Origin of the sequence: Streptomyces tsukubensis (assembly GCF_003932715.1) — a bacterium.
Classification (GTDB): Bacteria; Actinomycetota; Actinomycetes; order Streptomycetales; family Streptomycetaceae; genus Streptomyces; species Streptomyces tsukubensis.
Window position 1 is genome coordinate 7239318 of sequence record NZ_CP020700.1, and the last position, 26265, is coordinate 7265582.

The 26265-nt window shown below is 72.9% G+C and carries 26 protein-coding genes and 3 pseudogenes; 14 read left to right on the top strand and 15 right to left on the bottom strand.

What is annotated here, in order from left to right:
• Positions 1-112: 112 nt before the first annotated feature.
• Together B7R87_RS30125 and B7R87_RS30130 are read right to left on the bottom strand one after the other, a co-directional pair.
• Entirely contained in the window at positions 113-490 is a 378-nt protein-coding gene (locus B7R87_RS30125) for a hypothetical protein (RefSeq protein ID WP_130584767.1), read from the bottom strand.
• Positions 491-724: 234 nt separating this feature from the next.
• The gene (locus B7R87_RS30130; RefSeq protein WP_040913105.1) at positions 725-1309 is read right to left on the bottom strand and encodes a TetR/AcrR family transcriptional regulator; all 585 of its coding nucleotides are present in this window, start codon (positions 1307-1309) and stop codon (positions 725-727) included.
• 101 nt (positions 1310-1410) lie between these two features.
• On the opposite strand from B7R87_RS30130, the gene B7R87_RS30135 reads away from it, so the two are divergent.
• Complete coding sequence (locus B7R87_RS30135) at positions 1411-2496, top strand: alpha/beta hydrolase (protein WP_040913091.1); 1086 nt, start codon at positions 1411-1413, stop codon at positions 2494-2496.
• A gap of 141 nt (positions 2497-2637) precedes the next feature.
• The gene (locus tag B7R87_RS30140; protein WP_006345228.1) at positions 2638-3042 is read left to right on the top strand and encodes a gamma-glutamylcyclotransferase family protein; all 405 of its coding nucleotides are present in this window, start codon (positions 2638-2640) and stop codon (positions 3040-3042) included.
• A 63-nt stretch (positions 3043-3105) separates the two neighbouring features.
• Here the strand turns inward: B7R87_RS30140 and B7R87_RS30145 are convergent.
• A pseudogene (locus B7R87_RS30145) lies at positions 3106-3189 on the bottom strand (winged helix-turn-helix transcriptional regulator); the annotation flags it as partial.
• Between the two features lie 243 nt (positions 3190-3432).
• Between B7R87_RS30145 and B7R87_RS30150 the strand changes: the two are divergent.
• Complete coding sequence (locus B7R87_RS30150) at positions 3433-3579, top strand: hypothetical protein (RefSeq protein ID WP_157997819.1); 147 nt, start codon at positions 3433-3435, stop codon at positions 3577-3579.
• Positions 3580-3612: 33 nt separating this feature from the next.
• Here the strand turns inward: B7R87_RS30150 and B7R87_RS30155 are convergent, their stop codons facing one another.
• Positions 3613-4866 (bottom strand): helix-turn-helix transcriptional regulator, encoded by a 1254-nt coding sequence (locus tag B7R87_RS30155; protein ID WP_006345226.1) that lies wholly within the window; start codon positions 4864-4866, stop codon positions 3613-3615.
• Positions 4867-5072: 206 nt separating this feature from the next.
• Between B7R87_RS30155 and B7R87_RS30160 the strand changes: the two genes are divergently transcribed.
• Positions 5073-5846, top strand: a complete 774-nt coding sequence (locus tag B7R87_RS30160; protein WP_233168964.1) for a response regulator transcription factor — start codon at positions 5073-5075, stop codon at positions 5844-5846.
• A gap of 66 nt (positions 5847-5912) precedes the next feature.
• On the opposite strand, the gene B7R87_RS30165 is transcribed toward B7R87_RS30160, so the two are convergent.
• On the bottom strand, positions 5913-6155 hold the full coding sequence (locus B7R87_RS30165) for a hypothetical protein (RefSeq protein WP_130584769.1): 243 nt from the start codon (positions 6153-6155) through the stop codon (positions 5913-5915).
• Between the two features lie 375 nt (positions 6156-6530).
• On the opposite strand from B7R87_RS30165, the gene B7R87_RS30170 reads away from it, so the two are divergent.
• Positions 6531-7139 (top strand): hypothetical protein, encoded by a 609-nt coding sequence (locus B7R87_RS30170; protein ID WP_006345223.1) that lies wholly within the window; start codon positions 6531-6533, stop codon positions 7137-7139.
• Positions 7140-7212: 73 nt separating this feature from the next.
• Here B7R87_RS30170 and B7R87_RS30175 read toward each other — a convergent pair whose 3' ends face one another.
• The 3 genes and pseudogenes from B7R87_RS30175 to B7R87_RS34325 all read right to left on the bottom strand — a co-directional run.
• The gene (locus B7R87_RS30175; protein ID WP_006345222.1) at positions 7213-8163 is read right to left on the bottom strand and encodes a hypothetical protein; all 951 of its coding nucleotides are present in this window, start codon (positions 8161-8163) and stop codon (positions 7213-7215) included.
• Complete coding sequence (locus B7R87_RS33900) at positions 8160-8417, bottom strand: RNA polymerase sigma factor (RefSeq protein ID WP_006345221.1); 258 nt, start codon at positions 8415-8417, stop codon at positions 8160-8162. Before B7R87_RS33900 ends, B7R87_RS30175 begins: the two co-directional genes overlap by 4 nt.
• A gap of 124 nt (positions 8418-8541) precedes the next feature.
• Positions 8542-8778, bottom strand: a pseudogene (locus B7R87_RS34325) (sigma factor); the annotation flags it as partial.
• Positions 8779-9228: 450 nt separating this feature from the next.
• On the opposite strand from B7R87_RS34325, the gene B7R87_RS30185 reads away from it, so the two are divergent.
• Positions 9229-10446 carry a hypothetical protein gene (locus B7R87_RS30185; RefSeq protein WP_040913082.1) on the top strand — a complete coding sequence of 406 codons (1218 nt, stop codon included), beginning with the start codon at positions 9229-9231 and terminating at the stop codon, positions 10444-10446.
• 132 nt (positions 10447-10578) lie between these two features.
• Here B7R87_RS30185 and B7R87_RS34200 read toward each other — a convergent pair whose 3' ends face one another.
• From B7R87_RS34200 to B7R87_RS30200, 3 genes are all read right to left on the bottom strand, one after another.
• Entirely contained in the window at positions 10579-10707 is a 129-nt protein-coding gene (locus tag B7R87_RS34200; protein WP_269847480.1) for a hypothetical protein, read from the bottom strand.
• A 370-nt stretch (positions 10708-11077) separates the two neighbouring features.
• The gene (locus tag B7R87_RS30195) at positions 11078-11881 is read right to left on the bottom strand and encodes a phosphatidate cytidylyltransferase (RefSeq protein WP_006345219.1); all 804 of its coding nucleotides are present in this window, start codon (positions 11879-11881) and stop codon (positions 11078-11080) included.
• The gene (locus B7R87_RS30200) at positions 11878-13659 is read right to left on the bottom strand and encodes a histidinol-phosphate aminotransferase family protein (protein ID WP_040913080.1); all 1782 of its coding nucleotides are present in this window, start codon (positions 13657-13659) and stop codon (positions 11878-11880) included. The genes B7R87_RS30195 and B7R87_RS30200 overlap by 4 nt, the downstream gene beginning before the upstream one ends.
• Before the next feature lie 302 nt (positions 13660-13961).
• Here B7R87_RS30200 and B7R87_RS30205 point away from each other — a divergent pair.
• The 7 genes and pseudogenes from B7R87_RS30205 to B7R87_RS30235 all read left to right on the top strand — a co-directional run bounded on the left by B7R87_RS30205 (position 13962) and on the right by B7R87_RS30235 (position 20757).
• Positions 13962-14034: pseudogene (locus tag B7R87_RS30205) on the top strand.
• Positions 14035-14091: 57 nt separating this feature from the next.
• Positions 14092-15246 carry a leucine-rich repeat domain-containing protein gene (locus B7R87_RS30210; protein WP_006345217.1) on the top strand — a complete coding sequence of 385 codons (1155 nt, stop codon included), beginning with the start codon at positions 14092-14094 and terminating at the stop codon, positions 15244-15246.
• Entirely contained in the window at positions 15243-17051 is a 1809-nt protein-coding gene (locus B7R87_RS30215; RefSeq protein WP_006345216.1) for an ankyrin repeat domain-containing protein, read from the top strand. The genes B7R87_RS30210 and B7R87_RS30215 overlap by 4 nt, the downstream gene beginning before the upstream one ends.
• Entirely contained in the window at positions 17048-18250 is a 1203-nt protein-coding gene (locus B7R87_RS30220) for an AAA family ATPase (RefSeq protein WP_006345215.1), read from the top strand. Before B7R87_RS30215 ends, B7R87_RS30220 begins: the two co-directional genes overlap by 4 nt.
• Before the next feature lie 11 nt (positions 18251-18261).
• Positions 18262-19461, top strand: coding sequence for a vWA domain-containing protein (locus B7R87_RS30225; RefSeq protein ID WP_130584770.1), 1200 nt, complete (start codon positions 18262-18264; stop codon positions 19459-19461).
• Positions 19462-19629: 168 nt separating this feature from the next.
• Complete coding sequence (locus B7R87_RS30230) at positions 19630-20190, top strand: EF-hand domain-containing protein (protein ID WP_006345212.1); 561 nt, start codon at positions 19630-19632, stop codon at positions 20188-20190.
• 78 nt (positions 20191-20268) lie between these two features.
• Positions 20269-20757 (top strand): GNAT family N-acetyltransferase, encoded by a 489-nt coding sequence (locus B7R87_RS30235; RefSeq protein ID WP_006345211.1) that lies wholly within the window; start codon positions 20269-20271, stop codon positions 20755-20757.
• Here the strand turns inward: B7R87_RS30235 and B7R87_RS30240 are convergent.
• The 3 genes from B7R87_RS30240 to B7R87_RS30250 are packed head-to-tail and all read right to left on the bottom strand — an operon-like array spanning position 20738 to position 24409.
• Positions 20738-21943 (bottom strand): bifunctional 2-methylcitrate synthase/citrate synthase, encoded by a 1206-nt coding sequence (locus B7R87_RS30240; protein ID WP_040913074.1) that lies wholly within the window; start codon positions 21941-21943, stop codon positions 20738-20740. The genes B7R87_RS30235 and B7R87_RS30240 overlap by 20 nt on opposite strands.
• Before the next feature lie 25 nt (positions 21944-21968).
• Positions 21969-22874, bottom strand: a complete 906-nt coding sequence (gene prpB, locus B7R87_RS30245; protein WP_006345209.1) for a methylisocitrate lyase — start codon at positions 22872-22874, stop codon at positions 21969-21971.
• Positions 22874-24409, bottom strand: coding sequence for an MmgE/PrpD family protein (locus tag B7R87_RS30250; protein WP_006345208.1), 1536 nt, complete (start codon positions 24407-24409; stop codon positions 22874-22876). The genes prpB and B7R87_RS30250 overlap by 1 nt, the downstream gene beginning before the upstream one ends.
• Positions 24410-24690: 281 nt before the next feature.
• On the opposite strand from B7R87_RS30250, the gene B7R87_RS30255 reads away from it, so the two are divergent.
• Positions 24691-25692: a GlxA family transcriptional regulator gene (locus tag B7R87_RS30255; protein WP_006345207.1), complete on the top strand. Its 1002-nt coding sequence runs from the start codon at positions 24691-24693 to the stop codon at positions 25690-25692.
• A 22-nt stretch (positions 25693-25714) separates the two neighbouring features.
• Here the strand turns inward: B7R87_RS30255 and B7R87_RS30260 are convergent, their stop codons facing one another.
• On the bottom strand, positions 25715-26155 hold the full coding sequence (locus tag B7R87_RS30260; RefSeq protein ID WP_006345206.1) for a PPOX class F420-dependent oxidoreductase: 441 nt from the start codon (positions 26153-26155) through the stop codon (positions 25715-25717).
• Between the last annotated feature and the right edge of the window lie 110 nt (positions 26156-26265).

The following is a 26265-nucleotide window of genomic DNA, read 5'->3' on the forward strand; positions in this document are numbered from 1 at the left end:
TGCATGGCTGCCTTTCTGTCGGCGCGCTGTCCCCTTTCCTCTCCGTTCGGGCACCTCAAGGAGCGGTCGGCCGGCGCGCGGTGGGCGGTGATGTCGTGCGGATCGCCTTCGGTCAGCAGGGCCGGTAGGACGAGATCCTGTCGTTGATCCACCCGGGGAGCGTGGCCCACCATTCGCCGGGGCCGATCCTGAACTCAAGACCGCCGTAGTTCCCGTGCTCGTAGAAGCACATGCGGAGGTCCGTGCTGTTGCCTATGGAGGACGTGCTGTCCTGCGCCGGGCCGCCGAGGTTCGCGACCTGTACGGGCGCACCGCTGGGGTACACCGGGATCGAGTAGTTGGGGTTGGCGTAGATGAAGACGCCGGCCAGTGCGGGGGCCGGAGCGGCGGTCGCCGGGGGTGCGTTCATCACCAGGCCTGCCGAAACGGCCAGGGCTCCCACGGCACCTGCTGCGGCCAGACGCTGCGCGGTCTTCCTCAACAACGACATGAACTTGCCCTTTCCTTACGGGAAGGAGCCCGACGTCGGAGCACATCGGGCCCTGGGACGGAGGTTCGTCATGACGCGATGTTGCAAGATCTTGCAGAAACCTACAGTAAGGATTTTCTCCAAGGGGGCGGCCGAAGGCAAGAGGTCGGTCCGCGGTGGGGGCCGTCGGCGCGCGATGTCATGGATCGGCGGGCGCCGCCGCAGTGCCCGCGCCCTTGGGGCGGCGGGGCCGGGTCAGCGGGTCAGGCCCGCCAGGAGCAGGTCGACGAGCCTGCTGCTGAGGTGTCCGTCGTGGGGGCGGCGGGTGAGCAGGGCCCGGAAGTGCAGAGGTGCGATGAGGGTTTCGAGGATGAAAGCGGGGTCGGTGCCCTCGGGGATCTCGCCCCGGGCGACGGCCCGGTCGATCATGACCCGGGCCAGGTCGAACCGTGTGTTCCAGAACTCTTCGCGGCTTTGGGCGAGGGCCTGATCGTCGGATGCGGCCGACATGGAGCGGACGAGGGCCTCGCCGAACGGGGTGTCCAGGTAGCCGGCCAGCGAGTCCGCGAAGCCGACGAGGTCCCCGCGCAGGGTTCCGGTGTCCGGGATATGGAGCTGTTCCTGGCTGTACGTCAGGAGCGCGTCGACGACGAGACGTTCGCGGGTGCCCCAGCGGCGGTACACCGAAGTCTCGTGGACGCCCGCCCGGCGGGCGACCTCAGGGATCCTGACCGCGTCGGGGCCGTGCTCGGCCATGGTCTGCAGGGTCGCGTCCAGGACGGCCCGGCGGACCCTCGCGGACCGGCCGCCGGTCCTGCGGCGGGCGCGCTCTTCGGTCACCACCGGATGCTATCGCAGGTTACTTGCATTAGCCGTCGGTGCGGCGATACCTTCCGAATTAACGCAGAGTTCCTGCGTTAGCAGTCGTCGGTGGAGGCGTGATGTCGTATCGGTGGCCGTTGGAGGCGAAGGAGTTGTTCGCGGAGCGGTACGCGCAGATGGTCGGCTCCGGTGTGCCGGTCGCGGACGTGGACGCGGTACGTGCCTCGGTCACCGATATGTGGGCGGACGAGCCCGGCGGTTGGGTGTACGAGTGGTCGGCTCTCGCGGCACGCCACGCCGAGGCCGGATCGCACGGCCTTTCGGCCCTCGCCTACGGCTGGGCGCGGTTCCCGACCCTGGCCGACGAGGCCAAACGGGCCGCGCTGGCCCGCCAGACCGAGCAGTACCTGCTCGCGGCGCCCGGATTCGGGGTGTCCTTTCGCAGGGATGTCCTGGACCTGCCCTACCGGGGCGGTGTCACGCGGGTGCCGGTGCATGTCCTCACCCCGCCCGCTGTCGTGGAGAAGGGGCCGGTGCTGCTGGTCAGCGGCGGCGTCGACAGCTGGAAGATGGATCTGCACGGTCTGCTGCTGGCGCTCTGCCGATACGTCGGCCTGCCGGCCGTCGCCTTCGACATCCCCGGGACGGGTGACTCGGAGGTGACGATGAGCCCGGACGGCGCGGAGATCGTCCGCGGTCTGATCGGCCACGCCAGGACCCTGGGCAACGGCATCGTCGTGCATCTGGGCATCTCGATGGGGGGTCACTACTCCGCCCGTTCCGGCCTGGCCGGTGAGACCGATGCCGCCATCGTGCTGGGCGGCCCCGTCGAGGCGGCGTTCGACCGTGGCCGCCTGGCCCGGTTCGGGATGGACGGCATTGTCGGCAACGCCCTGGGCTTCGACCGCCGGCCCGGCCGGGACGACCTGTTCGCCGCGCTGGCGGCGTTCTCGCTGAGGCCGCTGCTGGACCTGGACGACCAGGCGCCGATGCTCGTCGTCAACGGCGCCGAAGACGTCCATGTTCCGCAGGGTGACACCTTGGTGTTCGAAGGCCGCCGCGATACCGAGGTCCATCTGCTGCCCGGGACGGGGCACTGCGCGGTCACCAGGCTCCCCGAAGTCCTGGGGATCATTTCCGAGTGGCTCCCGCGCACCCTGTCCACCCTCCGGGCGCACCCCGCCACCACTGCCGGACCGGAGTGAGCGGCACCCGGCCCCTCGACGGCAAGGTGCCCCCGGCCCGCGACGCCCGGCGCGCCCACTCTCGCCCTGTGCCCTCGCGGACCGGTTCGCGGGCGCGCCCCACCGGCGGGCGCCCCGGTGCGCTGAAGGAGACTGTGTCCCATGGCTGATCCGACCGTGCCCGAACGGGCCGCCCACCACCTCTTCTCCTACGGCACCCTGCAACTGCCCGAGGTCCAGCTCTCGCAGTTCGGCCGCCTGCTCCACGGCACCCCCGACGCGCTGTCCGGCCACCGTACGACGATCGTTCTGATCACCGACCCGGAGGTGATCAGGGCCAGCGGCACCGACCGCCATCCGATGGTCGTCCCCTCACCGGACCCCGAAGACGACGTGGCGGGGCAGGTCTTCGCGGTCAGCGACGCCGAACTGGCGATGGCGGACGCGTACGAGGTGGACGACTACACCCGCCGCGAGGTGACGCTCCGCTCCGGGATCCGCGCATGGGTCTACCTGGAGCGTTCGGGCAGCGCCCCCACCACCGCGGACGATCCGGCGCACCACTGACATCCCGCCCGTCCGCCCGCGGGGTGCCCCGACCGATCGGGGTCAGCCGGTAGTCCACCGTTAGTCCACCCGCATCTGCACCGACGCGGTCACCGTCCTGGTGAGCAGACCGTCACGTTCGAGGGCGCGCAGCGTCCGGGTCGCCATGGCACACTTCCGGGTCCGGTAAGCACTCCGAAGTACGTACGTCCCGAGCGCGATGCCGTCGGCCTCGGCCGGGACGTCGCAGGCACCGTCGACGTCCTCGGCCCCGGTGTCTCCGGTCTCCGCCGCGGCGATACGGTGATCGGCCTCTGCGACCGGCTGCCCCTGTCCTCCAATCCTCCAATCCTCCAATCCTCCAAGACACAGGCCGAATCCGCCGTACTGGACGCCGCCGCGATCGTCACCGTGCCCGCCGCAATCCTGCCCCTCGGCGGGCTCACCGCCGCCCGGGCACTCGATATCGCCGACACCCGGCCCGGCGACACACTGCCGGTCACCGGAGCGGCGGGAACCGTCGGCGGCTACACCGTGCAGCTCGCCGTGCGGCGGTAGGTGTCCGGTTGTCCTGTCGGTCAGGTCCCGGGCTCAGCGGGCCCGACGTGGCTCCCGCCGCCCCGGGACCTGCCCGGAGGCGGACGGCCCTCCGGTGTCCGCGGCCCGCAGTACCTCGGGCTCCACATGCCGGGCGAAGAGGGTCGCCACCAGTTCGCGGCGGCTGCGGACACCCGTCTTGTCGAAGACGGACTTCAAATGCTCCTGGACGGTGTACGGGGAGAGCCGGGCCAGGCGGGCGATCTCCGCCGTGGGGTGTCCGCGCAGTACCAGGGACACGATCTCGCCCTCCCGGGGCGTGAGTCCGTGGGCGGCCGTGATCAGGGCCAGATGCTCGCCCGGCCCCGCCGCCTCGACCGATACCGCGATCCGGGCGGGACCACCGCCCTCCATCAGCCACGCGTGCAGCCGGACCCGACCCAGGGTGGCGGTGTGCGCCCAGGACGCGAGCGAGCCGGAGGAGCCGGGGCCCCGGACCGCCGCGGCGATCCCGTAGACCGCCGGCGGAAGGATGCGCTCAGCCCAGCCGCCGGAAGCCCCGGTACGCCGCCGGTCCGGCCCGGCGCAGTGCCCGTGCGGCCGGCCGTCGCCTGCGGGACAGCGTTCGCCCAGGGCGGGCAGCTCGTCCAGCCAGAACTCGGCCGAGGGGCTGAGCTGCACGATGCCGTACTCCTCGTCCAGCAGGACCAGTGCCGGGGCCGGAGCGTATCCGGCACCCCCGGCGGCGGGCTCCGCCTCCCGGGCCCGCCGGGACAGATGCAGCCGGCGCAGCGCCTCGCCCAGCGGTTCGGTCAGCGACCGGGCCACGGCATGTGCCTCCGGCCCGAACGGCGGAGCGTCCGGGCCCAGTCCGAGGATCATGATGCCCCAGACGCCGTAGCGGTCGCGCAGCAGCACCCGGACCTCGTCGGCGAGACCCAGCGGATGCAGAATGTCCCGGTAGCGGGGGCTGCGCCCCCGGACACCGCCGACCGCACGGCCCAGCAGGCCCACCGGCTCCGGTGCCCGGGCGAGTTCCGCCACTCCGTTGACATCGCCCTCGCGGTACTCGATGTCCAGCATGCGGGCGAGGTACGGACGCGGAACGGCGTGCCGGAAGTTGCCGCCGGTGTTCATCAGGGTGTCGGGGTCGAGCGTGACACCGGCCCACAGGTCCGACCGGAGCACCGGGCGCATCGCCCCCAGGACGCCGTCGAAGAACCCGTCCACGTCGGTCGCCGCGGTCGCCGCGCGCACCGCAGCGTCCCGGACCCGGCCGGGATGCACCGTCCCCCCGTAGCGCACCATGGCCGAATTCTAGGGCGCTCTTCCGAAGAACAGGGGTTGTTGGAACAGCGGCGTTCGTTCCTCCCGGGCCACCCCCCAGACGTCTGGTATGCCCAGGCCGCCGCCCCCCTGAGACGCTGCGTCGTGGCCCGGGACGTTGTGGACGTACCGGGGCCGACCGGACGGGGGAGGCACGCACGATGCAGATGATGAGAACGATGCAGACGATGCAGACGACGCAGACGACGAGACCGGACACGGCGGCGGCGGACCGGGGGGCCGAGGGGGCCCGTCCCCTGCTGCGCCCGTGGTCGGCGGGAGGGCCGCCCGGCGCGCCGGGCGCTCCGGCGGAGGTCACCGTGGTGATCGCGGGCGGCGATCCGGTGTTCCGGATGGGGCTGGCGGCGCTGTTCGAGCCGCTGCCGGGTCTGTCGGTGGTGGCCGAGGCCGCCACGGTGGCGGAGGCGGTCGTGGCGGTGGAGCGCCACGGGCCGCGGGTCGTGGTCATGGACCTGCGCCCGGGCACCGGTGCGGAGTCGGGAATCGAAGGCACCCGGCGGCTCCGGCGGCTGCGGCCCGGTACGGCCGTGCTGGTCATGGCGGGGGAGGGCGACGATTCGCTGTTCGCCTGTCTGCGGGCGGGGGCGCTCGGCTATCTGCTGCGGAGCGCGAGCGGTACGGAGGTGGAGCGGGCGGTCCGGGCGGTCGCCAACGGGGAACTCCTGCTGGGGCCCGGCCCGGCCGGGCGGGTCGTCGCCCGGGTCGCGGGCCTGCCTGCCGGGTCCGCGGCGCCGGTGCTGCTCGGGCTGACCCGGCGGGAGCACGAGGTGCTGGACCTCGTCGCCCGCGGTCTCGACAACCGGACGATCGCCCTGGAGCTGTCGCTGAGTCAGAAGACGGTGCGGAACCATGTGTCCAACATCTTGATGAAGATCGGTGCCGCGGGCCGCCCGGAGGCCATCGTCCGGGCGCGCGAGGCCGGACTGGGCCGGGCCGGCTGACCCCCGTCCCGGAGCCCGCCGGACCGGGCCGGGCCCGGGCTGCTCAGAGGCCCGGGCCCGGCGCCGTCAGCTCAGCCCCGACGGCCTGACGAAGCGCCCCGCCGCCCGGGAGAGCGCGCCGTGCTCGGGGTAGACCCGGTCGACCCGGTCGACGGCCGTCGCCACGCTCCGGCGGAACCACGGTTCCGGCGCCTGGCCGACGAGAGGGTCGACGAGCCGTTCCTGCAGTGGCTCGGCCCCGGCGGGGTCCGGCCGGTCGATCAGGATCCGGCCGGTTCCGTACGCCGCTTCGAACGAACCGCGGATCACTGGCAGGGCGCCGTCGTGCGAGAGGCCCCCCGCGGCCGGTTGACATGCCGGCGCAGCAGCGCGGTCACGGCCCGCTCGCTGGTGAAGACGGTGCCCAAGTCGGCCACCGTACCGTCGTCGTGGAAGGGGCCCGCGGCCTGCGGCCCCGAGTCGCTCCGGAACGGCCGGCCCAGCAGATCCTGGAGCTGCAGCAGTGGGTTCGGGGCGGGTCTTCGACCACCTTGTGCCGCCCGGTGTCCCGGGCACCAGGGACATTCCGCAATTCCCCGGGGAGACGGTCGGCAACGGCGTTTCGCGCGGTGACTACACTGACGGCGGCATGAATCGCGTGCTCACCGCCGGGCCGGACCAGGGACCGTGAAAGAGGTGTGTGCCGTGTTCTCGGACGGGCCGGTGGTCCGGCTCCTCGACCTCGCCGTGTCGGTACGGGATTCGGCGGGCCGCCTCTCCCTCGACGCCGAGCTCCGGCGGTACGTAAGGCTGGTGCGCGGCGACGCGGTCGCGCAGTGGAACTGCTCGGCGTATGCGGCGGCGGGCGCCCTGGAAGCGGCCGCCGACGGTCTCGGTGAAGCCCCGGCCGCGTTCCGTGAGAAGGCGGTACGGGCCGCCGGGGACGCGGATCCGGCGGAATTCCTCAGAACGCTCGCGGAATCGCTCCGCGAAAACGACCGGGCCGGTGCGGCGGAATTCTCGGAACTCCCGATGGAGGGCTGGGAATTCCTCCGGACCTTTCCCCTCCTCTTCGGTCTCGACGCCATCCTCATGGACGAGCCGGGACCGGTCGGCGCGACGGTGCGGACCCTCCTCGACAACGAGCATCCGTTCTGCACCGCGCTGGCCGCCGGATACGCCGGTGAGGCGCAGCGGGCCCGTGTCCTGTTCCCCGGCGCCGACGGGCTGCGCCCCCGGCTGTCCTGGGCCGCGCGGGACGCGCTCCTCGCGATCACGGCCACCGTCGACGACCATATGCGGCGGGAGCACTGAACGACCCGCGGGAAAGCCGCGGTCCCCACCGCCGGGCCCGTTCCCGGTCCGGATCTCCGGCGGTGGGGGAAGGTCAGCCGATCCGGTCGGCGGGACCCGAGGACAGGTAGGTCGTACGCCTGACCTTGCCGCGTTCGACGCCCTTGGTCGTGACGCTGCGGGTCTCCAGCAGCACACCGGTACGGGGGTCGACGACCAGATGGTCGGTGGCGACGGCGCCGCGGAACACCAGCTCCGTCCCGGTACGCCCGGCACTGTCCCTGACCGGGCCGGTGAGCGTCACCCCGTCGAGGCGGGCGACGGCCCGGTAGAGCGCAGCGCGCACTTCGGGCCGGGCCGGGGTGCTGCCGAGGAGGGTGCCGGCCTGGAGGAAGGCCGACTGGCCGCCGTACTCCCGGGAGCTGTTCATCAGTGCCACCAGCTTCGCCGGGTCGGTGGGGAGCCGGTTCAGGGCCTCCCGGCTCTCCAGCTTCCTGGGGCCCAGACGCCAGGAGAAGTCCCCCGGCTTCCTGTGCGTCCGACCGTCCGTGACGACGACGGCGATATCCATGGACCGGTCGAAGTACGTGTCCACGGCGGGGCGCGGCTTCACTCCCGTGTACGCGGACTCCGCCCGCACCTTCCAGTACCGCGCGTCTGCGGTGGCCGGCCGGGTGTGGGCCACCTGCGCGATGCGTTCCAGGAAGACGGCGGCGGATTCCGCCCGCACCGGGCCGGAGGGTTCCCCGGCGGGCCGTGCGGTCTCCGTGCCGGTGCCGTGGAAGGTGATCCCGGCAGCGACGGCGGCCACCGTCACCGCGGCGGCCAGGACTCCCCGCCGGCGGGTGAGATGCCACCACCTGAGCGGGGCCGTGGTGCGGCCGTGCGATGCGGTCTCCCGGGCGGCCGCCGACTGCACCATGGTCAGGGCCCGGGCGACTGCCCACGGGGCGGGGGGCTCGACGCTTCCCGCGTTCCGGAGCGCTCCGGCGCCGGGGAAGTCGAGCGGATCGACGTGGTCGAGTTGCTTCTGCCGTTCGGTCATGCCGGTTCCTTCCGGTCGGTGTCCAACGGGATGGCGGGCGCCAGGGCCGGGCGGTGCAGCGGGGCGAGGCGTTCGCGGAGCCGGCCGCGGGCCCGGTGGAGACGGGAGCGGGCCGTACCGGCCGGAATCCCGACCACGGCGGCGGCTTCCGTCGGCGTCAGCTCCTCCCACGACACCAGCAGCAACAGTTCCCGCTCCTCCGCGGGCAGTCCGGCGAGCGCCCGCCGCAGTTTCGGGCGCCAGAGCCGCGGCATCGAGCCGCTGGTCCACCGCCTGCCACGGATCGACCACGGCCTCACCTGCTACGGCGACCGCCTGTCCGGCCCGCCGGAGGTACCCGGCGAGCACATGGCGGGCCACCCCGAACAGCCATCCGCGCGCCGATCCCCGCGAGGCGTCGAACGTGCGGCGCGCCGCGAAGGCCTGCAGCCATGCCTCCGCGAGCAGATCGTCCGCCGCACCGGGAGCCCGGCGGGCCAGATACCCGTGCAGCGCGGGAGACACCTCCTCCACCAGCACCGCGAACGCGTCCGGATCACGCGCGGCGCGCTTCAACAGCGCATCGCCGCGGCCGTGTTCGTCGTTCGATTCCACAGAGTCTCCGTTCCTGATCACTCGGTGGCGGTCACACCCCCTACTTGTCGCCGGGCCCCCGCAGCGTTCGCACCGTCCGAGGATGCCCGGGCCGGAACGGGGCCCGGAGTGCCGGGCGGATGGCCGGAAGCCGCCGCGGACTCCCGCCCTGAACGGGCGGGACGAGAGCGCTTACCCGCTGCGGGCCGCGTCCGTCGCCGTGGGAGCGGAAGCGCTGCTGGGGCGCCGTCACCCGGCGGTCCGGCCTGCCCCTGGGGCGCGGCGGGCGTGTCGGCGCACGTTGAGGCGAACAGGTGTATGAATTCGGCCGTTGTGGAGATCGGGCTGCCAACCGGCCGTGCGGACCCGGAAACTTGGCTGCGGTTCGGGACCCCTGCCTGGCCTGGAACAGACGAAATGCCCATGCATGTGTACGTCTGCATCTGTCTGCATTTGCACGTCGATGTCACTGAAGAGATCAGGAGTCTCCGGATGGCCCGCTTGCGCGTCCCCCGAACTGCCACCCTTGCCGCCGCTGCGGCAACCACCCTCCTCCTGCTGGCCCCGGCGCCCGTGGCGGTGGCCGAATCCTCCGACCGGCCGCCGAGCTCACGGCTGCTCCCGATCCCGCCCGGAGGAATCCACAGCTTCGTCAGAGGGCTGAACAGCAGCGGCACGGTCGTGGGCGACTATTACGTGGAGGGCTCCGACGGACCGCTCGCGATCCGGTGGAACGCCCACCGCCCCGGCTACACCCGTCTGGCGCCGCTGCCCGGAGAGCAGTTCAGCCGCGCGACCGGGCTCAGCGACCACGGATGGGCGGTCGGCCTCTCCTACAACACCCTGCCCGATACCCACCCCGTCCGCTGGACACCCGGCGCCACCCCGACCCGGCTGACGCTTCCCGCAGGGTCCCGCGGCGGCAACGCGTCGGCCGTCAACAACTCCGGTGTCGCCGTCGGCGACGCATCCGGGGAGAACAACCGCTCCCGGCCCCAGCGCTGGCGGCCCGACGGCAGCAGGACCGACCTGCCCGTGCTCCCGGGCGACAACAGCGGCACCGCGACCTCGGTCAACCATGCAGGCACGGCGGTCGGGTGGACCGAACAGCGCGACGGCAGCACCACCGGCCCCGCGCACCCCGTCCGCTGGAACGCTGCGGGCGCCGTGAGCGCGCTGCCCCTCCCGGCGGGCTTCGTCGGGGCCAGGACGAGCCGGATCACCGACAGCGGCACGGTCCTCGGCCACGGGCGGCTCGCCGGGAGCACGGAGTACGACCGGGTCCTGGTGTGGGCGGCCGACGGCACCGTCCGCGACGCCGGGCGCGGCCGGGGATACGACGTCAACCGGGCGGGCACCGCCGTGGGGGCTTCGCTGGACGACAACCCGTACGGAGACACGGCCCGCTGGAACGCGAACGGCACCCGGACCGTGCTCGCCAATCCGGCGGAAGCGGCCGGGGAAGTGCTGTCGATCAACAACCGGGGCACCGCCGTCGGATACGCGTGGCCCCCGGCAGGCAACCCCGCCCTGGACAAGGCCCTGCTGTGGAAGCCCGACGGAACGGTCGTCCCGCTGCCGCCGACCCCTCTCGGACCCTACGCGGCGGCCTTCGAGGTCAACGACGCCGGAGTGGTCTCCGGATTCGCCGTCGGCACCGACGGCGCGGGCAACGCGACGACCTGGCGCGCGACCGTCTGGAAGCGCTGACACCCACCCGCGCCGCCCCCTCGACGGGAACCCCGGCAGGGGGCGGCCGGGGAAATCCACTGCCGATTCACAGGCGGTATCGGAGAACATTCGGAGGGATTCGGGTACGGAGACCCTCCGGAAGCCACGGCGTCAGTGGCCGAACCGGGCCGCCGGCTCGCGTTCGAGGATCTTTCCACTGGGGCCGAGAGGGAAGCCGTCGACGAACTCCACCACCCGGGGATACTTGCAAGCTGCCGGCTTCTGTTTGCTCCAGGCCACGATCTCTTCGGCCGGTATCGTCTCGGTCGGCTTCGGCCCTGCCGGCGATGGTGGGTAGCCGTTCGCCGGAGGGCTCGTCGCGCGGTACGGGGAAGGGGGCCCGGCCCTCGGTGGGGGTGCCGGACGATGTGTGGGTACGGATCGAACCGCCGCTGCCGGTGAGTCAGGGGCTCTTGAGGAGTCCCGTCCGGCTGCCGTGGGCCACCTGCGGTGCGTACTGTTCGTGCCGCACACCGGGGGCCGGGGGAGAGCCTGAATCCCCGTCGACGCGGACCCCGCTGCGTCCTTCGCGTCGACACCCCGGCCGTCGAAGTCCGGTGAGAGGTCTTCGGCGGTGTCGATCGCCTTCGGCACGACAGCCCGGTGGTGGTCAGCGGAGCAGGAGGAGGACGGCCAAGGCGAGGAGGAGTGAGTCGATGCGGTCGAGCAGACCCCCCGAGCCCGCCAGCCACCGAGCGGAGTCCTTCACCTGCGCTCCTCGTTTGATCATGGATTCGAGGAGGTCCCCCGCCGGGGCGCCGACCGCGACCGCGACCGCCATCGGCAGGCTCAGCGCGGACAGTGCGGTGAGGACGCCGAGAGCGGCTGCGGCACCGCAGAGGGTGCCGCTCCACCGCTTGGCCGGGGAGAGCGGCGACAGCCTTGGCCCGCCCAGCCGCCGGCCCGCGAAGTACGCGACGATGTCACCCACCGAGACGGCGATGAACAGGGCCAGCGCGGTGGCGCCGAGTGGCGCCAGGGCGGCGAGCACGCTCAGCCAGACCAGCCCGAGCAGACCCGCCCCGAGCCGGCGCAGACCATGGGTGGCGTCACCCGACAGCAGAGGGACCGCGGCGACGGCCAGCGCACCGACCGCGACCGCCCGCACCTCGTGTCCGGGTGCCAGCCAGGACGTCAGCACCACCCCGGAGACCGCCGTGGCCAGTACCGCCCGATCCGGCCGGGACAGGCCCATCAGCCCGCCGAACTCCGCCGTCGCGACCACCCCGACCACGAGCGCCAGGGCCGTCACGCCCGGGCTGCCCCACCAGAACGCCCCGGTGACCAGGGGGATCCCGACCGCCCAGTAACACCACCGGACCAGCATCTCCCGGCGCCCGGAGAGTGCCGCGGCGATCCCGCCGAGCGCCAGGGCCCCACCGAGAAAGGGCACGAGAGAGGAGACACCGGTCACCGGGCACGGCTCGCGGCGGCGTCGGTCGGGACCTCGGTGGAGCGCCGGGAGGGCGAACCGGGCCGCAGCGATTCCAGTGCGGCTCCGTACGCCGCGACGATGCGCGCGTTCTCCGCGGTGTCCCTGACCGCGACACGTACGGTGCGCCCTTCGTACTGCGGTGAGAGCGGAGACAGATCACGCAGGTAGACGTCGTGCCGGCGGCACTCCCGCACCAGCCGGGCAGCGGTCGGTCCGTCGTGCGGAAGGGTGATGCTGAGAAAGTTCGCCACACCTTCCTCGACCACGGCGGTGTCGGTCACCCCGGCCAGGTCGGAGGCCAGTTGACGGCGCAGCACACGGGTGCGGTTCCAGCAGGAGCGGTAGTGCCCGGGGTCCCGCAGGGCGGCCACGGCGGCGAGCTGCGCGGGCAGGCTCACCGCCCAGGGCGGCGTCCAGCGGCGCAGCGGCGCCGCGGTGCCGGGCTCGGCCACCAGGTACGCCGCGCGCACCCCGGACAGTGCGTACATTTTGGACAGCGAGGTGCAGACGACGACCCGCGGGTCCACCGCGGCCAAGGGGGCGAGTGACTCCGCCGGGTCCACATAGCCGAGATAGGCCTCGTCGATCCACCAGCGGGTCCCGGCCGGGGCGGCCGCGATCAGAGTGCCCAGCTCGGCCGCGGCTGCATGGCGTCCGGTGGGGTTGTTCGGGTTGACCACGACCACCAGGTCGTAACGGCCCGCCCCGACGACCGAGGCCAGCCGGGCGAAGTCGATCCGCCACCCGTCCTTCCGCTGCAGCCGGAAGCGGTCCACCCGGCACCCGATCACCCGTTCGGTGACATGGGCGTACTCGCCGTACCCCGGGTCCAGCAGAAGCACCCTGCTCTCCGGGGTCAGCCACCGGCCGAACGCCCTGAAGATCAGATCCGACGAGCCGGCCCCGGCCACGAGCGTCTCCACCGGCAGCGCCCGGTCCTTCGCGAGCTCCGACATCAGGCCCTCGGCGCCGGTCGGAGGCGAGGTCCTGGCGGTCCAGGCCGGGTCTTCCGCGATGGCCGCACCGGCCCCCGGAGCGGGCGGGAACCAGGCGTCCAGCACATCGGCGGCGACCACTTCATGGCGCCGGTGCAAGGTGCGGAAGTCCGCCCCGATGGCGGTGAAGGAGGCGCCGCCGTGTTCACAGCCGTCCGGCCCGGGAGCCCACTCCATGTCCAGCTGCCAGTCGACCATGGAGCCGAACCGCTCCGACACGGTGCGATAGCGGGTGGTGGCCGTGCGCGTCAGCTCGGCCACCTCGCCCGTCAGCACCTCGAAGGAGACCGCGCCGCTGCGCACGGTACGTCCGACGGGCCGCAGGCCCACCGCCAGGTACAGGCCGAGCAGTTCGGTGCGGCCCATCGCCACCACCGTGCGGCCTCCCCGGGAGGAGACCCAGCGCAGGGCCGCGTACATCAGAAGTGCTGCCGCGACGGTGCCTCGCCGGCTCGGCTCCACGGTCAGGATGCGTACCTCGAAGACTCCCCCCTCGGAAAGCAGCGGCAGCTCACCGCGGGTCAGGTACTTGTCCAGGCCGTACCGTCCCAGCCACGGCGGGGTCAGACTGACGAATCCGATCCGGGCCGCTCCCCGGGCCGCGACGAGATAGACGTTGTCGCCGTCCAGCGCGTCCTCCAGCCGCTGGTCCGGCCGTGGCGCGTGCTGGCCGAGCTCCTCGGCGTACACACGGTGCCTCAACTCGTGGATCCAGCGCATGTCGTCAGGGGTGGCGGCTCGTATCTGAAGGTCGCGACTCACGCAGGTCTCTTTCGACAGAGGGGGGAGTTCCCCCGGTGGCAGGGGAACGGCCGGCCCCGGAGCTCCTTCCCGGGGAGCGTCGATGCGCACAGCCCTTCCCGTCCAGGGCTGTGCACCATGGGGTCCATGCTCGGAGGAGTCCGGCGGGTGCACATGAGTACGCGTACGTGAGTACCCGAGGCTTGCCGTGGTGCCGCTTCGGGCCCGGTGCGAAGAGCGTCCGACTCCACGGCCCGGGCGCGGCCGCGGAAATCAAACTGCTGATCCAAAAACGTGACGTCTATGACTATGATCACCGCAGCAAGGCCGTAGCGCAGAGGTCGTCGCGCCCACGCATCGAGCTGGAGGACGTCGGTTCGAATCCGACCGGTCTTGCGCCTTCTTGATGTCGACGCGGACGCCGGGCCCCGGCGGAGGACCGGTGGAGTGGTGATGGACCAGCCGACAACGCCCGTACGCTGCCCCGCGATCGAGCACCCCGATCTGCCGCTCGCCGATCCCGCACTGCTCACACCGCTGCTGGCCCGGCTCGCCGACGCGCGGCCCGTCACCGGGGACGAGACGTTCCCGCTGGGCACCCTGCGCGCCGACGGGCGGGTGGACCTGTGCAAGCAGGGACTCGGCCCCGGGGGCGCGGCGCACCTGCTGCCCGCGGCCACCGGCTCCCCGCACGCAGCGCACCTGCTCCTCGGCACCAACTCACTCGGTGACGAAGGCGTGCGGTCCGTCGCCGGTGCCCTGACCGCCGCACGGGACGCCGGAACCCCGCACGGCATCCGGACCCTGTACCTCGGCTGCAACCGCATCGGCCCGGACGGCGTCACCGCCCTCGCGGACGCCCTCGCGGAGGACACCACGGTGCGCGCCCTGTGGCTCAAGCGGAACCCGGTCACGGTGACCGGCGCCCGTACCCTCGCCGTACTGCTGCGCCGCAACAGCGCGCTGCGCACCCTGGACCTCGTCAACTCCGGGATCGGTCCCGAGGGCGTACGGATCCTCCTCGACGCCCTCCTGGACCGCGGGTCCCCGCTCGAACGGCTCTTCCTCGGGGGCAACGGACTGACCGCCTCCCACGCCCCGCTCCTGGCCGCCCTCGTGCGCGACGCCGGGGTCCGCGAGCTCTACCTGCCGGCCAACCACCTCGGTGACGAGGGCACCGCCGTCCTGGCCGCCGCCACCGACCCGGCCCGGCCCGTACGCCTCGGCCTGGGCGGCAACGGCATCGGCCCCGCCGGAGCCCGCGCCCTGGCCGACGCCCTCGACGGCATCGAAACCCTCGACCTCGGCCGGGCGATGTCCGAACGCAGCCTCGGCTCACCCGGCAACACCACCGGCGACGACGGCGCCCGGACCCTGGCCGCCGCCCTGCCCGGAAGCCCCCTGCGCCGCCTCGAACTGCGCCACACCGGCATCACCGGCCGAGGCGCCAAGAGCCTGCTCGCCGCCCTCCCCGCAGCACACCGCCTCGAATACGTGGGCCTCGGCCCCGGCACACCCCGCCGGGTCAAGCGGTCCTTCACCGAACGACTGCGGCCCGCCCTGCCGACCCACCCCGACCTGCTGGCGATCGGGAGCGTGTACCGGTGACCACCCGTCCGGACCTGCCCGGCGGCCTCACCCCCGAGGAGCTCTCCTCCTGGGCCCGCGTCCGCCGCTACGCCGTACCCCGCTGGATGATCGAACAGGCCACGGAGGCCCGGGAAGCGGGCGACTGGCGGACCGCCTGCGCCGTGGCGGCCGTGGACGTGCCCGACGACCTCGACCCCGAGCGGATCGCGGTCCGGTACGGCACCGAGGTGGCCGCCCGCGTCACCGACGACCTGCGGCACCTGGCGCCCGACCTGCTGCGCTGGCACCTCCCGCGCACGCTCGGCGGCCACACCACCCTGGCCTGCTGCCGCCGCGTCGTCCTCGCCGCCTACGGGCACCGCGGCCCCGTACTGTCGCTGACGAACACTCCGATGCTGGCCGGGCCGCAGCGGCTCCGCCTGCACTTCGGCCCGGCCGTCGAGCCCGGCGCAGACGACCTCCACGGAGTGCGGTACCTCACCGAGGACTGGACCGCCGCCCGCCGCTTCTGGGACGCCCGCCGCAGCGGCGAACTGCGCCTCAGCGCGGGCGGCGTCGACTCCGCTCCCCACGGCCGGCTGCCGTTCTTCCACCTCGACGGAACCCCCCTCACCCCCGAGGAGCTCCCGGACGAGCACCCCGGCGGCTCCGACCCGGCCGCCCTCGCGGAATGGGTCGCCGTCCTCCAGGCACGCGGCGAGCACACGGAGGCGTACGCCGCGGCCGGACTCGGCCCCACTCCGCCACCGGAGGGCCCGCACGACCTCCCCCGGCCCGATATCGCCGGGTCGACCTCGTTCCTCGTCCCCGACCTGACCCGGCTGGCCGGAGAGATACGCCTCCTCGCCCGTGCGGGACGCGGGGCGCGCTTCCTCCTCACCCGCAGATGGCGCGCCCGGCTGCGGGCCGAGCTCGACCCGGCCGACCCCGACGGCGCCCCGCCGCACGTCACCGGCCACCAACTCGACGTGGAGGACGGCAGCCCGCGCCTGCCCCTGTACGCCCGGGAGCGGCTGCCCGACATCGGTCTGCTGCGGGCCGGCCGGATCCGGCCCGAGGAACTGCACCCGCTGGTCGCCGCCGCCCTGTTCCCGTCCGCCGGGCCCGTCCCCGGCCCGCCCGGGCCGCGGCTGCCCGAACCCGTGAGGGTCCGCTGCGGCAGCGCATGGCACGAGGTCGTGTCCCGCGACGGCGTACTGGCGGGCCCGCACACCGAACAGGAACGGCAGCGCGAACTGGCGCTGCGCGCCTTCGGCGGCACCATCAGCGGCTGCTTCGCCGCACAGGCCGCGTGGACCAGCGGCAAGGGGCCCCTGCCGAAGGCCCTGCGGGAACAGCGCAACGCACTCTTCCTGCACGCCCAGCACGGCGACACGCCCGCCGTGACGGCACTTCTGGACGCCGGAACCGACCCGCATGTCCGCGACCGCAAGGGCCGCGGTCTGCTGCACGTCCTCCATCTCCTCGACCACCGCGAACTGCTGCCGCGCCTGCTGGCCGCCGGACTGGACCTGGAGGCGAGGGACGCGGCCCGGCGCACCCCCCTCCACAGCGCCGTCCACGAGGGCGGCTCCGCCGAACTGGTCGGGGATCTGCTCGCGGCCGGCGCCCGGATCGACGTCGTCGACGAGCTGGAACTGTCCATCGCCCAGTCGATCCGCCGCTACGAGCGCACCGACCTGGCGTTCCTGCGCCGCCGCGTACTGCGGGAGCACCCGGGCATCGGCTCCGCGTGGTTCGACGACTACATGGACCAGAAGGACTCCTCCCTCGTCGACTGGGACGAGGCCGACGCCGAGGAAGACGAGGCCATCCAGCCGTGAACGCCCCCGCACCCGCCCCCGTACCACCGGCCCTCGCGGCCGCCGACGCCCTCAACATCCGCCTCGGCGCCACCAGAACCGAACCGGCCGCGAACCCCCAGCTGGAAGCCCTCGCCCTGGCGGTGACGGCCAACCAGCCCGTCCTGCTGTGGGGTGAGCCCGGCATCGGCAAGTCCGCGGGCATGGAACAGCTCGCGGACGCCCTCGGCGTACATGTGGAAACGGTCGTCGCCAGCGTCCACGAACCGTCCGACTTCGCCGGACTCCCCATCGTCGGCGAGGACCCGGCCGCCTCGGGCGTGCCGATGGCGCCGCCCGACTGGGCCGTCCGCCTCGCCCGCACCGGACACGGCCTGCTGTTCTTCGACGAACTGTCCTCCGCGCCGCCCGCCGTACAGGCCGCCCTGCTGCGCGTGGTCCTCGAACGCCGGGTCGGCAGCCTGGCGCTCCCCGCTTCGGTACGCATCGTCGCCGCCGCCAACCCGCCGTCCAGCGCCGCCGACGGCTGGCACCTCAGCCCGCCGCTCGCCAACCGCTTCGTCCACATCGACTGGGTGCACGACCCGCGCACCGTGGCCCGCGGCATGGCCGGCACCTGGCCCGAAACGGTCCTGCCGACGGTGGATCCGGCACGTGTGTCCGGGTCGGTCGCCCGCGCCCGCGGCGTCGTCAGCGGTTTCCTGACCGCCCGTCCGGGCCTCGTCCACCATCTGCCGAAGGACGCCGAGAGCCGCGGCCGCGCCTGGCCCTCACCCCGTACCTGGGAGATGGCGCTGCGGCTGCTGGCCACCGGATACGCATCGGGCGCCGGGCGCGAGGCCCAGGCCACCGCCCTGATGGGCGCCGTCGGCGAGGGCGCAGGCATCGAATTCCTTACCTACCTGGAGAATCTGGACCTCCCCGACCCCGACCGGGTGCTCGCCGACCCGTCGGCCTTCGCCCTGCCCGAACGCGGCGACCGCCAGCTGGCGTTCCTCATCGCCGTGGTCGCCGCCGTACAGAGCGAACCGACCCGCCCCCGCTGGGAAGCGGGCTGGGAGGTCCTCGCCAAGGCCGTGGACGCCGGAGTGCCCGACGTTGCGGCGCGGGCCGCCCGCGACCTGGCCGCGATGCGCGAACCGCAGTGGCCCATCCCGCCCGGTATCGACGCCTTCCTCGAACTGCTCCGGCTCGCCGGTGCGCTGCCGGGCGCCCGCTGACCGGCCACCACATGACCACCCCCGTCCCCCTCGACCGCGCCAAACTGCTGGCCGCCCGCTACCGGGCCGCCGAGGCACGCCCGTACCTCGCCTCCGCCCTGTACGCCCTCACCGTCGTACTGTCGGAACGAGTGAGCACGATGGCGGTGGACCGGTACTGGCGCTGCTACGTCGCGCCCGCCTTCGTCGACGCGACCCCCGTCGACGAACTGGCCGGGGTGTGGATCCACGAGGCGGCCCATCTGCTGCGCGACCACCACGGCCGCGCCGACCGGCTGCCCGCCGCCGAACAGCGGGACCACCGGCGGGTCAACATCGCCCAGGACTGCGAGATCAACGACGACCTCCTCACCGACGGCCTGCGGCTGCCGCCCGGACGGATGGAACCGCGGCTGTTCGGGCTGCCGGGAGGCCGGCTCTTCGAGGAGTACCTGCGGAACCTTCCGGTGTCCCTTCCGCACCCCCCGGACTGCGGATCCGGCGCCCACGGCGTGCCCGCCCCATGGGACCTGGGCGAACCTTCCGGCACCGGTACGGCCGGACTCGGCCCGGTGGAGGCCGAGGCCCTGCGCCGGACGACCGCCCAGGCGGTCCGCGCCCACACCCGTACCCGGGGAACGGTCCCGGCGGGCTGGCGGCGCTGGGCGGAAGAGGTCCTGGAACCCACCGTCGACTGGCGCAAGGCACTCACCGGCGCCGTCCGCGAAGCCGCGGCGTGGGCGGGCGGCGCGGTCGACTACACCTACCGCCGGCCCTCGCGCCGCACCCCCGCCCTCGGCGGCCGGGTGGTCCTGCCCAGCCTGCGCCGCCCGCTGCCCCGCGTCGCCGTCGTCGTCGACACCTCCGGCTCGATGGGCGACGACGACCTCGCCGCCGCCCTCGCCGAAGTCTCGGGCGTCCTGCGCGAAGTGGGCGTCGGCGGGAACCGGGTCACCGTCCTCGCCTGCGACGCGGACGTCCACGCCGTAGCCCGCGTGACCGCCGTCGACCAGGTCGAACTCGCGGGCGGCGGCGGTACGGACATGACCGTCGGCATCCGCAGGGCCCTCGCCGCCCAGGACCCGCCGAACATCGTCGTCGTCCTCACCGACGGCTACACCCCCTGGCCCCCGGAACCCGTCTCCGCCCGCCTGATTGCCGCGCTCATCGGCCAGGACGCCCCGGAGCCCCCGCCGTGGGCCGAAACCGTACGCATCCCCACCACCCGCTGACGGCCGCCCGGCCCGCGGCGATGCCGTATCGGTACACCTGTGTGCTGCCCGGTGTTCGGTTCCCGCCGCCACTCCGACGACGTAGCTTGCGGTCAAGCGGAGATCCTTCCACGGACCCTCGGATCGCGCAGGGCGGCGGACGGAAGACCCACGAGAACAGGAGACCTCATGTCACAGGACTTGCTGCTCCGGAAAATCCAGCACGGCTTCGACCGGTTCGACGCGGACCGCAGCGGCGAACTGACCGAGGCCGACCACGTACTCATGGGCGAGCGGTCGGCGCGGGCGCTCGGGCATGCGCAGGGCTCGGACGCCGAGGCACGCATCGTGGACGCCTATGTGGCCGTCTGGCGCCGTCTGCACCTTCCCCGGCTGCAGTCCGGTGCCGATGCGATGACCCGGGAGCAGTTCGTGGAATCCATGCTGCGCCTGACCGACGACCCCGCGGCGGGGGAGGCCACCGTGGGGGCGCTGGCCGAGGCCTTTCTGTCCGTCGCCGACGCGGACGGCGACGGCGTGGTGGATCCGCGGGAGTACTTCTGCTTCCTCAGCGGCCACTTCCCCGGGATCACCCGCGAGGAGACGGACCTCGCCTTCCGCCGTCTGGACCGGGACGGGGACGGCACGCTGTCGCACTCCGAGTTCACCTCGGCCATCGTCGAGTTCTGGTCCAGCCGGGATCCGCAGGCTCCGGGCAACTGGTGGACGGGCCGGGACTTCAGCGAGTAGCGTTCCGCGCGCTTGTTCCGCGCATCGCGCCGCGGCAATCCGTTTGGTGCCGCGGCGCCGGACCGGCATGCTGTCCGGATGCTGATCAGGGAAGCCACCGCCGAGGACTGGCCCGCCGTCTGGCCCTTCTTCCACCGGATCGTCGCCGCGGGCGAGACCTTCACCTACCCGACGGACCTCGGTGCGGAGCAGGGCCGCGACTGGTGGCTGCTGCCGGCCCCGAACCGTACCGTCGTCGCCGTCGGCGAGAGCGGTACGGTCCTGGGCACGGCGAAGATGAACAACAACCACATGGGCAACGGCTCACATATCGCCAGTGCCAGCTATATGGTCGACCCGGCGCACTCCGGGCACGGCGTCGGCCGGGCCCTGTGCGAGTACACCCTGGAGTGGGCGCGCGCCGCCGGTTACCGGGCGATGCAGTTCAATGCCGTCGTCGAGACGAACACGCCCGCGGTACGGCTCTACCGGTCCCTGGGCTTCGAGGTGCTGGGCACCCTGCCGGAGGGCTTCCGGCATCCCGTGGAGGGCTATGTGGGGCTGCACATCATGTACCGCACTCTCTGATGCCCGGGCCGGGAGCGGCGCCGACGGCCACCGGTACGGCGGCCACTGGTACGGCGGCCACCGGTACGGCCCGCTGCTCGGGCCCCGCGTACGAGGCCAGGGGCCGGATCAGCGCATTGTCGGCGAGCTGTTCGGTGATGTGGGCGGTCCAGCCCGTGATCCGGCTCATCACGAAGATCGGTGTGAAGGTGGGGGTGTCGAAGCCCATCAGCCGGTAGGCGAGACCCGCGGGGTAGTCCAGATTGGGATGGATGCCCTTGCGCTGGAGCATCGCGTGGCGCAGGGCCGCGTGGAGGGTGGCCTTGCGGGTCGTCTCGGGGTCGGCGGCCCGGGCGACCAGACGGTCCAGCGCGGCCTGCATGATCGGCACCCGGGAGTCGCCGTGTTTGTAGACGCGGTGGCCGAAGCCCATGATCCGGCGCCGGGCGGAGAGGGCCTCGTCCAGCCAGTCCCCGGCGCGTTCGGGATCCCCTATCTCGTCCAGCATGTGCATCACGGCCTCGTTGGCGCCACCGTGTAAGGGGCCCTTCAGGGCGCCGATCGCGGCGGTGACGGCGCTGTAGAGGTCGGAGAGGGTGGAGGTCACCACGCGTGCGGTGAACGTCGACGCGTTGAAGCTGTGTTCCGCGTAGAGCGTGAGGGATATCTCGAAACAGCGGACCACATCGGGATCGGGAACGGCACCGAAGCACATGTGGAAGAAGTTCTCGGCGTAGCCGAGCCCGGGGTCCGGGGGGATCGGGCCGAGCCCCCGGCGGCGGCGCTGGTCGGCGGCGACCACCGTGGGCAGCTTCGCCAGCAGCGTCATGGACTTGGCCCGGTTGGCGGCGGGACTGCCGTCGTCCTCCGTCGGGTCCTCGGCGCCGAAGAAGCTCACGGCGGTCCGCAGCACGTCCATGGGGTGACAGGTGGCGGGCAGCCGGGCGAACAGCTCGGAGGTGGTGCGGTCCAGGGGCCGCAGGGCGCGTTCACGAGTCCGGAAGTCGCGGAGCTGGTCCGGATCGGGCAGATCCCCGTACCAGAGGAGATGGGCGACCTCCTCGAAGGAGCGGCGGGCGGCCAGCTCCTGGACCGGGTAGCCGCGGTAGGTGAGGGAGTTGGTCTCCTGGATGACCGTGGAGATCTCGGTGGTGTCGACCACGACACCGGCGAGACCCCGGTGGATCACGGGGGGTGGGCTGGACATGGGTGCCTCCGGTGCGGCGGATGCGTCAGGTTCCGTGCGGAAGGGTGAAGTCGAAGACGGCCGAGTCGAAAGCCGTGTACTCCTCGTAGCCGAGGAGCCGGTAGAGCCGGGAGCGGGTCTGCATACGGGGCAGCAGGGATTCCTGGGTGCCCTCGGCCGAGAGCGTGCGCAGTCCGTCCTCGACGGCCCCCATGGCCAGGCGCAGCAGGGTGACCGGATAGAGCGCGATGTCGTAGCCGAGGTCGTGCAGGGTACGGGCGTCCAGCAGTCGGCCCTTGCCGAACTCGGTCATGTTGGCGAGCAGGGGAACGTCGATCGCGGCGCGGAACGCCGCGAACTCGGCCTCGTCCGCGAGCGCTTCGGGGAAGATCGCGTCGGCTCCGGCGTCGACGTACGCCCTGGCCCGGTCGATCGCCGCGTCCAGCCCCTCGACGGTACGGGCGTCGGTGCGGGCCATCAGGAGGAAGCCGGGGTCGCGGCGGGCGTCGACGGCGGCCCGGATGCGGCGGACCATGTCCTCGCGCGGTACGACCGACTTGCCGTCCAGATGGCCGCAGCGCTTCGGGTTGACCTGGTCCTCCAGATGCAGCCCGGCCAGTCCCGCGTCCTCCATCAGCTGGACGGTCCGCGCGGCGTTCACGGGCTCGCCGAAGCCGGTGTCGGCGTCGACGAGGACCGGCAGATCGGTGGCCCGGGTGGTCTGCTGGGCGCGGGCGGCCACCTCGGTGGCCGTGGTCAGCCCGATATCGGGCAGTCCGAGGTCGGCGGCGAGAACGGCGCCGGAGAGATAGGCGGCCTCGAAGCCGGTGTCCTGGATGAGCCGGGCGGAGAGCGGATTGAGGGCGCCGGGCATCATGAGCAGCCGGTCCTCGGTGAGCCGTTTCCTCAGGGCGCTGCGGCGTTCCGCGGGGGTGGTGCGGGTGTGCAGCATCAGAAGACGCCCTTCGGCAGGCCCGCGTCGTACGCGGCGACGGCCTCAGTCTCGACGGCGGGAAACAGGCTGTCCAGGTCCGAAGTGGCCAGCTCGGCCAGGCGTTCGGCGGCGTCGAGGAAGCGATCCTGGTCGGCCGGGGTGACAACGTTCTCGGTGAGAGTCCGGAATTTGTCGGCGTACCCGGGGCGGTCGAAGGGCCGGGCGCCGGCCGGGTGGGCGTCCGCGACGGCGAGTTCGTCCTCGATGGCCGTACCGTCGTCCAGGGTGATCACCGCGCGTCCGCCGAAGGCCCTGCGGCGGGGGTCGGGATGGTGGTAGCGGTGGGTCCACTCCGGGTCCTCGACCGTGGTGATCCGGCGCCACAGTTCGACGGTCCCTGCCCGGCGGGCCCGCTCGGGGGCGTAGGAGCGTTCGTGGTGCCAGGTGCCGTCCTCCAGGGCGACGGCGAAGATGTACGGCAGCGAGTGGTCGAGGGTCTCGCGGCTGGCTTCGGGGTCGTACTTCTGCGGATCGTTCGCACCGGAGCCGATGACGTGGTGGGTGTGGTGGCTGGTGTGCAGGACGACGGAGCGGATCCGCCCCCAGCCCCCGGCCGGGGGTGCGCCCACCAGTGACACGGTCTTCTCCCGCAGCCGCCGGGCCAGGTCGATGACTGCCTGGGCCTGGTACTCGGCGGAGTGCTCCTTGGTGTACGTCTCCAGGATCGCGCGCCGCGGCTCGCCGGGTGCGGGGAGACGGACGGTGTAGTCCGACTGCGGGCCGTCGAGCATCCAGGCGAGGAAGCCGTCCTCGCCCTCGTAGACGGGGGACGGTGAGGTCTCGCCGCGCATGGCCCGGTCGATCGCCTCGACGGCGGCCTTGCCCGCGAAGGCCGGGGCGTACGCCTTCCAGCTGGAGATCTCGCCCTTGCGGGACTGCCGGGTCGCGGTGGTGGTGTGCACGGTCTGCTGGACGGCCTGGTGGACCGTCTCCGTCGGCAGCCGCAGCAGGGCCCCCAGACCGCAGGCCGTCGCCGCGCCGAGATGGGCGACATGGTCGATGCGGTGCTCGTGCAGGCAGATGCCCTTGACGAGGGCGACATGGACCTCGTACGCGGCGATGATGCCGCGCAGCAGGTCGGCGCCGGTCCTGCCGGTGTGCTGGGCGACGGCCAGCAGGGGCGGGATGTTGTCGCCCGGGTGGGAGTAGTCGGCGGCGAGATAGGTGTCGTGGAAGTCCAGTTCGCGTACCGCGGTGCCGTTCGCCCAGGCCGCCCACTCCGGGGAGACCCGGGCCGGGGTGCCGAAGACGGATGCCCCGGGAGCGGCGCCGGTATGGGCGGTGGCCTGGGCCCGGGCGACGGCGACGGGGCGGCGCACCAGGGACGCGACGGCGACCGCGGCGTTGTCGATCACGCGGTTGACGGCCATGGCGGCGGTATCGGCGTCCGGTTCGCCGGTGGCGGTGGCCACGGCCGCGAGTTTCCAGGCGAGCTGGTCCTCGCGAGGCAGCCGGTCGGCGCTGGGGTGGACACGGACGTGGTGCTCGATCACGGGACTCCTCGTGGATATCGGGCTGTCCTTGCGGAAGTGATGTGATCGAGCCTGCCCACGCGGACGCCCGCGGTCACCGGTCCCCGCCGGGAAATCCGTGCACCGCCGGATCCGCGCTCACGTCCCGCCCGGAGCCTCCGGTGCGCCGCAGGGTGAGGATTGCCGGGACGGCGCAGGGGGCTGCGGATTCGGTGCCGACCGGAGCGGACCGGCCCCGCCGGTGTCCCGAACCGGTGTCCCGAACTGGTGTCCCAAAAGATATGAGTGGGTACTTTGACGCCATGACACCCCGCCCCCTGCCGAAGTCCCCGGACCTGCACCGGGTCGTGGCCCTGCTCGGGTCCCCGCAGCCCGCCTTCCCGCTGGCCTGCGCGAGCGAAGTGTTCGGAGATCACGGACCGGCGGTCCCCGCCCGCTACTCGTTCGGGGTCTGCACCGAGCACCCCGGTCCGGTGCGCACCGAATCCGGTTACGACATGCTGGTCACGGCGGGCCTGGACGCGCTGGAGCGCGCCGACACGGTGGTGGTCCCCGGCTGGCGGCAGCCGACCGGCGCCGAGGTGCCGCCGGCCGTGACCGACGCGGTCCGCCGGGCGCACGGGCGCGGCGCGCGGATCGTCGGTATCTGCTCGGGCGCCTTCGTACTCGCCGCCGCGGGGCTGCTGGACGGCCGACGGGCCGCCACCCACTGGGCCCGCGCCGCCGAACTGGCCTCCCGTTACCCGAAGGTCCGGGTCGACCCCGCGGTGCTCTACGTGGACCACGGCGATATCGCGACCAGCGCCGGGGCGGCGGCCGGTGTGGACCTCTGTCTGCATCTGGTGAGCGCCGACCAGGGCGCCGCCCACGCGCTGCGGATCGCCCGGCAGATGGTGACGTCGCCGCACCGCGAGGGCTGTCAGCTGCAGTACGCCGAACTCCCCGCGTCCGGACCGGTCGGAGACTCGCTGGCACCCCTGCTGGACTGGCTTTCCGGGCAGTTGGACCAGCCGGTCGGCGTCGCCGATATGGCGGCCCGCACCGGGGTCTCGTCCCGCACCCTGACCCGGCGCTTCACCGAACAGCTCGGTATCAGCCCCGGCCGCTGGCTGCTGGACCGCCGGATCGCCGCCACCCGGGCGCTGCTGGAGGAGACGGATCTGCCGGTGGAGACCATCGCCCGCCGGGTCGGCCTCTCCTCGGCCGTCAATCTCCGCCGCCGTTTCCACGAGGCCCTGCGCACCACCCCCGCCGCCTACCGGCGCCAGTTCCGCGCGAACAGGACCGGACAGGGCGTGCGGTGAGACGGCCCGGCGGTCCGGGGTTTCAGGAGGAGCTTCCCGGGGCCCGGGACGGCAGCGGCTCCACACCGATCACATGGCTGACGCGCAGGGGCTCGACGAGGACGATGACGCGCTGTTCGCCCGGGATGCGCCACTCGAAGCGGTCGGTGCCCAGATAGCTGCGGGCCAGTTCGTCGATGTTCCGGTCGGCCTCCGGCCCCTCGACGAAGCGGACCACACGGCCGCTGATCCGGATGCGGTCGTACGGGTTCGAGGGGGACGCGTGGCAGAGGGCGACCCGGGGGTCGCGGTGGAGGTTGCGCTCCTTGACACGCCCGACGGCCGTGTTGAACAGCACCAGGTCCCCGTCGAGGCCCACCCACATGGGGCTGATATGAGGGGAGCCGTCGGCGTTGACCGTGGCCACGTACCAGATGTTCGGACCGGCGATCCTGGGGCGCAGATCATTCGGCAGGACGTCCATGGGGAAGGACGGTAGCCGCTGCCGCCGCTGAGACCGAACAGCCGTGCCGGGTGGTCCGCGTGGTTGCTCCTGTGGCCGGTGAGGAAGGATGGCGATCACTCGTACGGCCG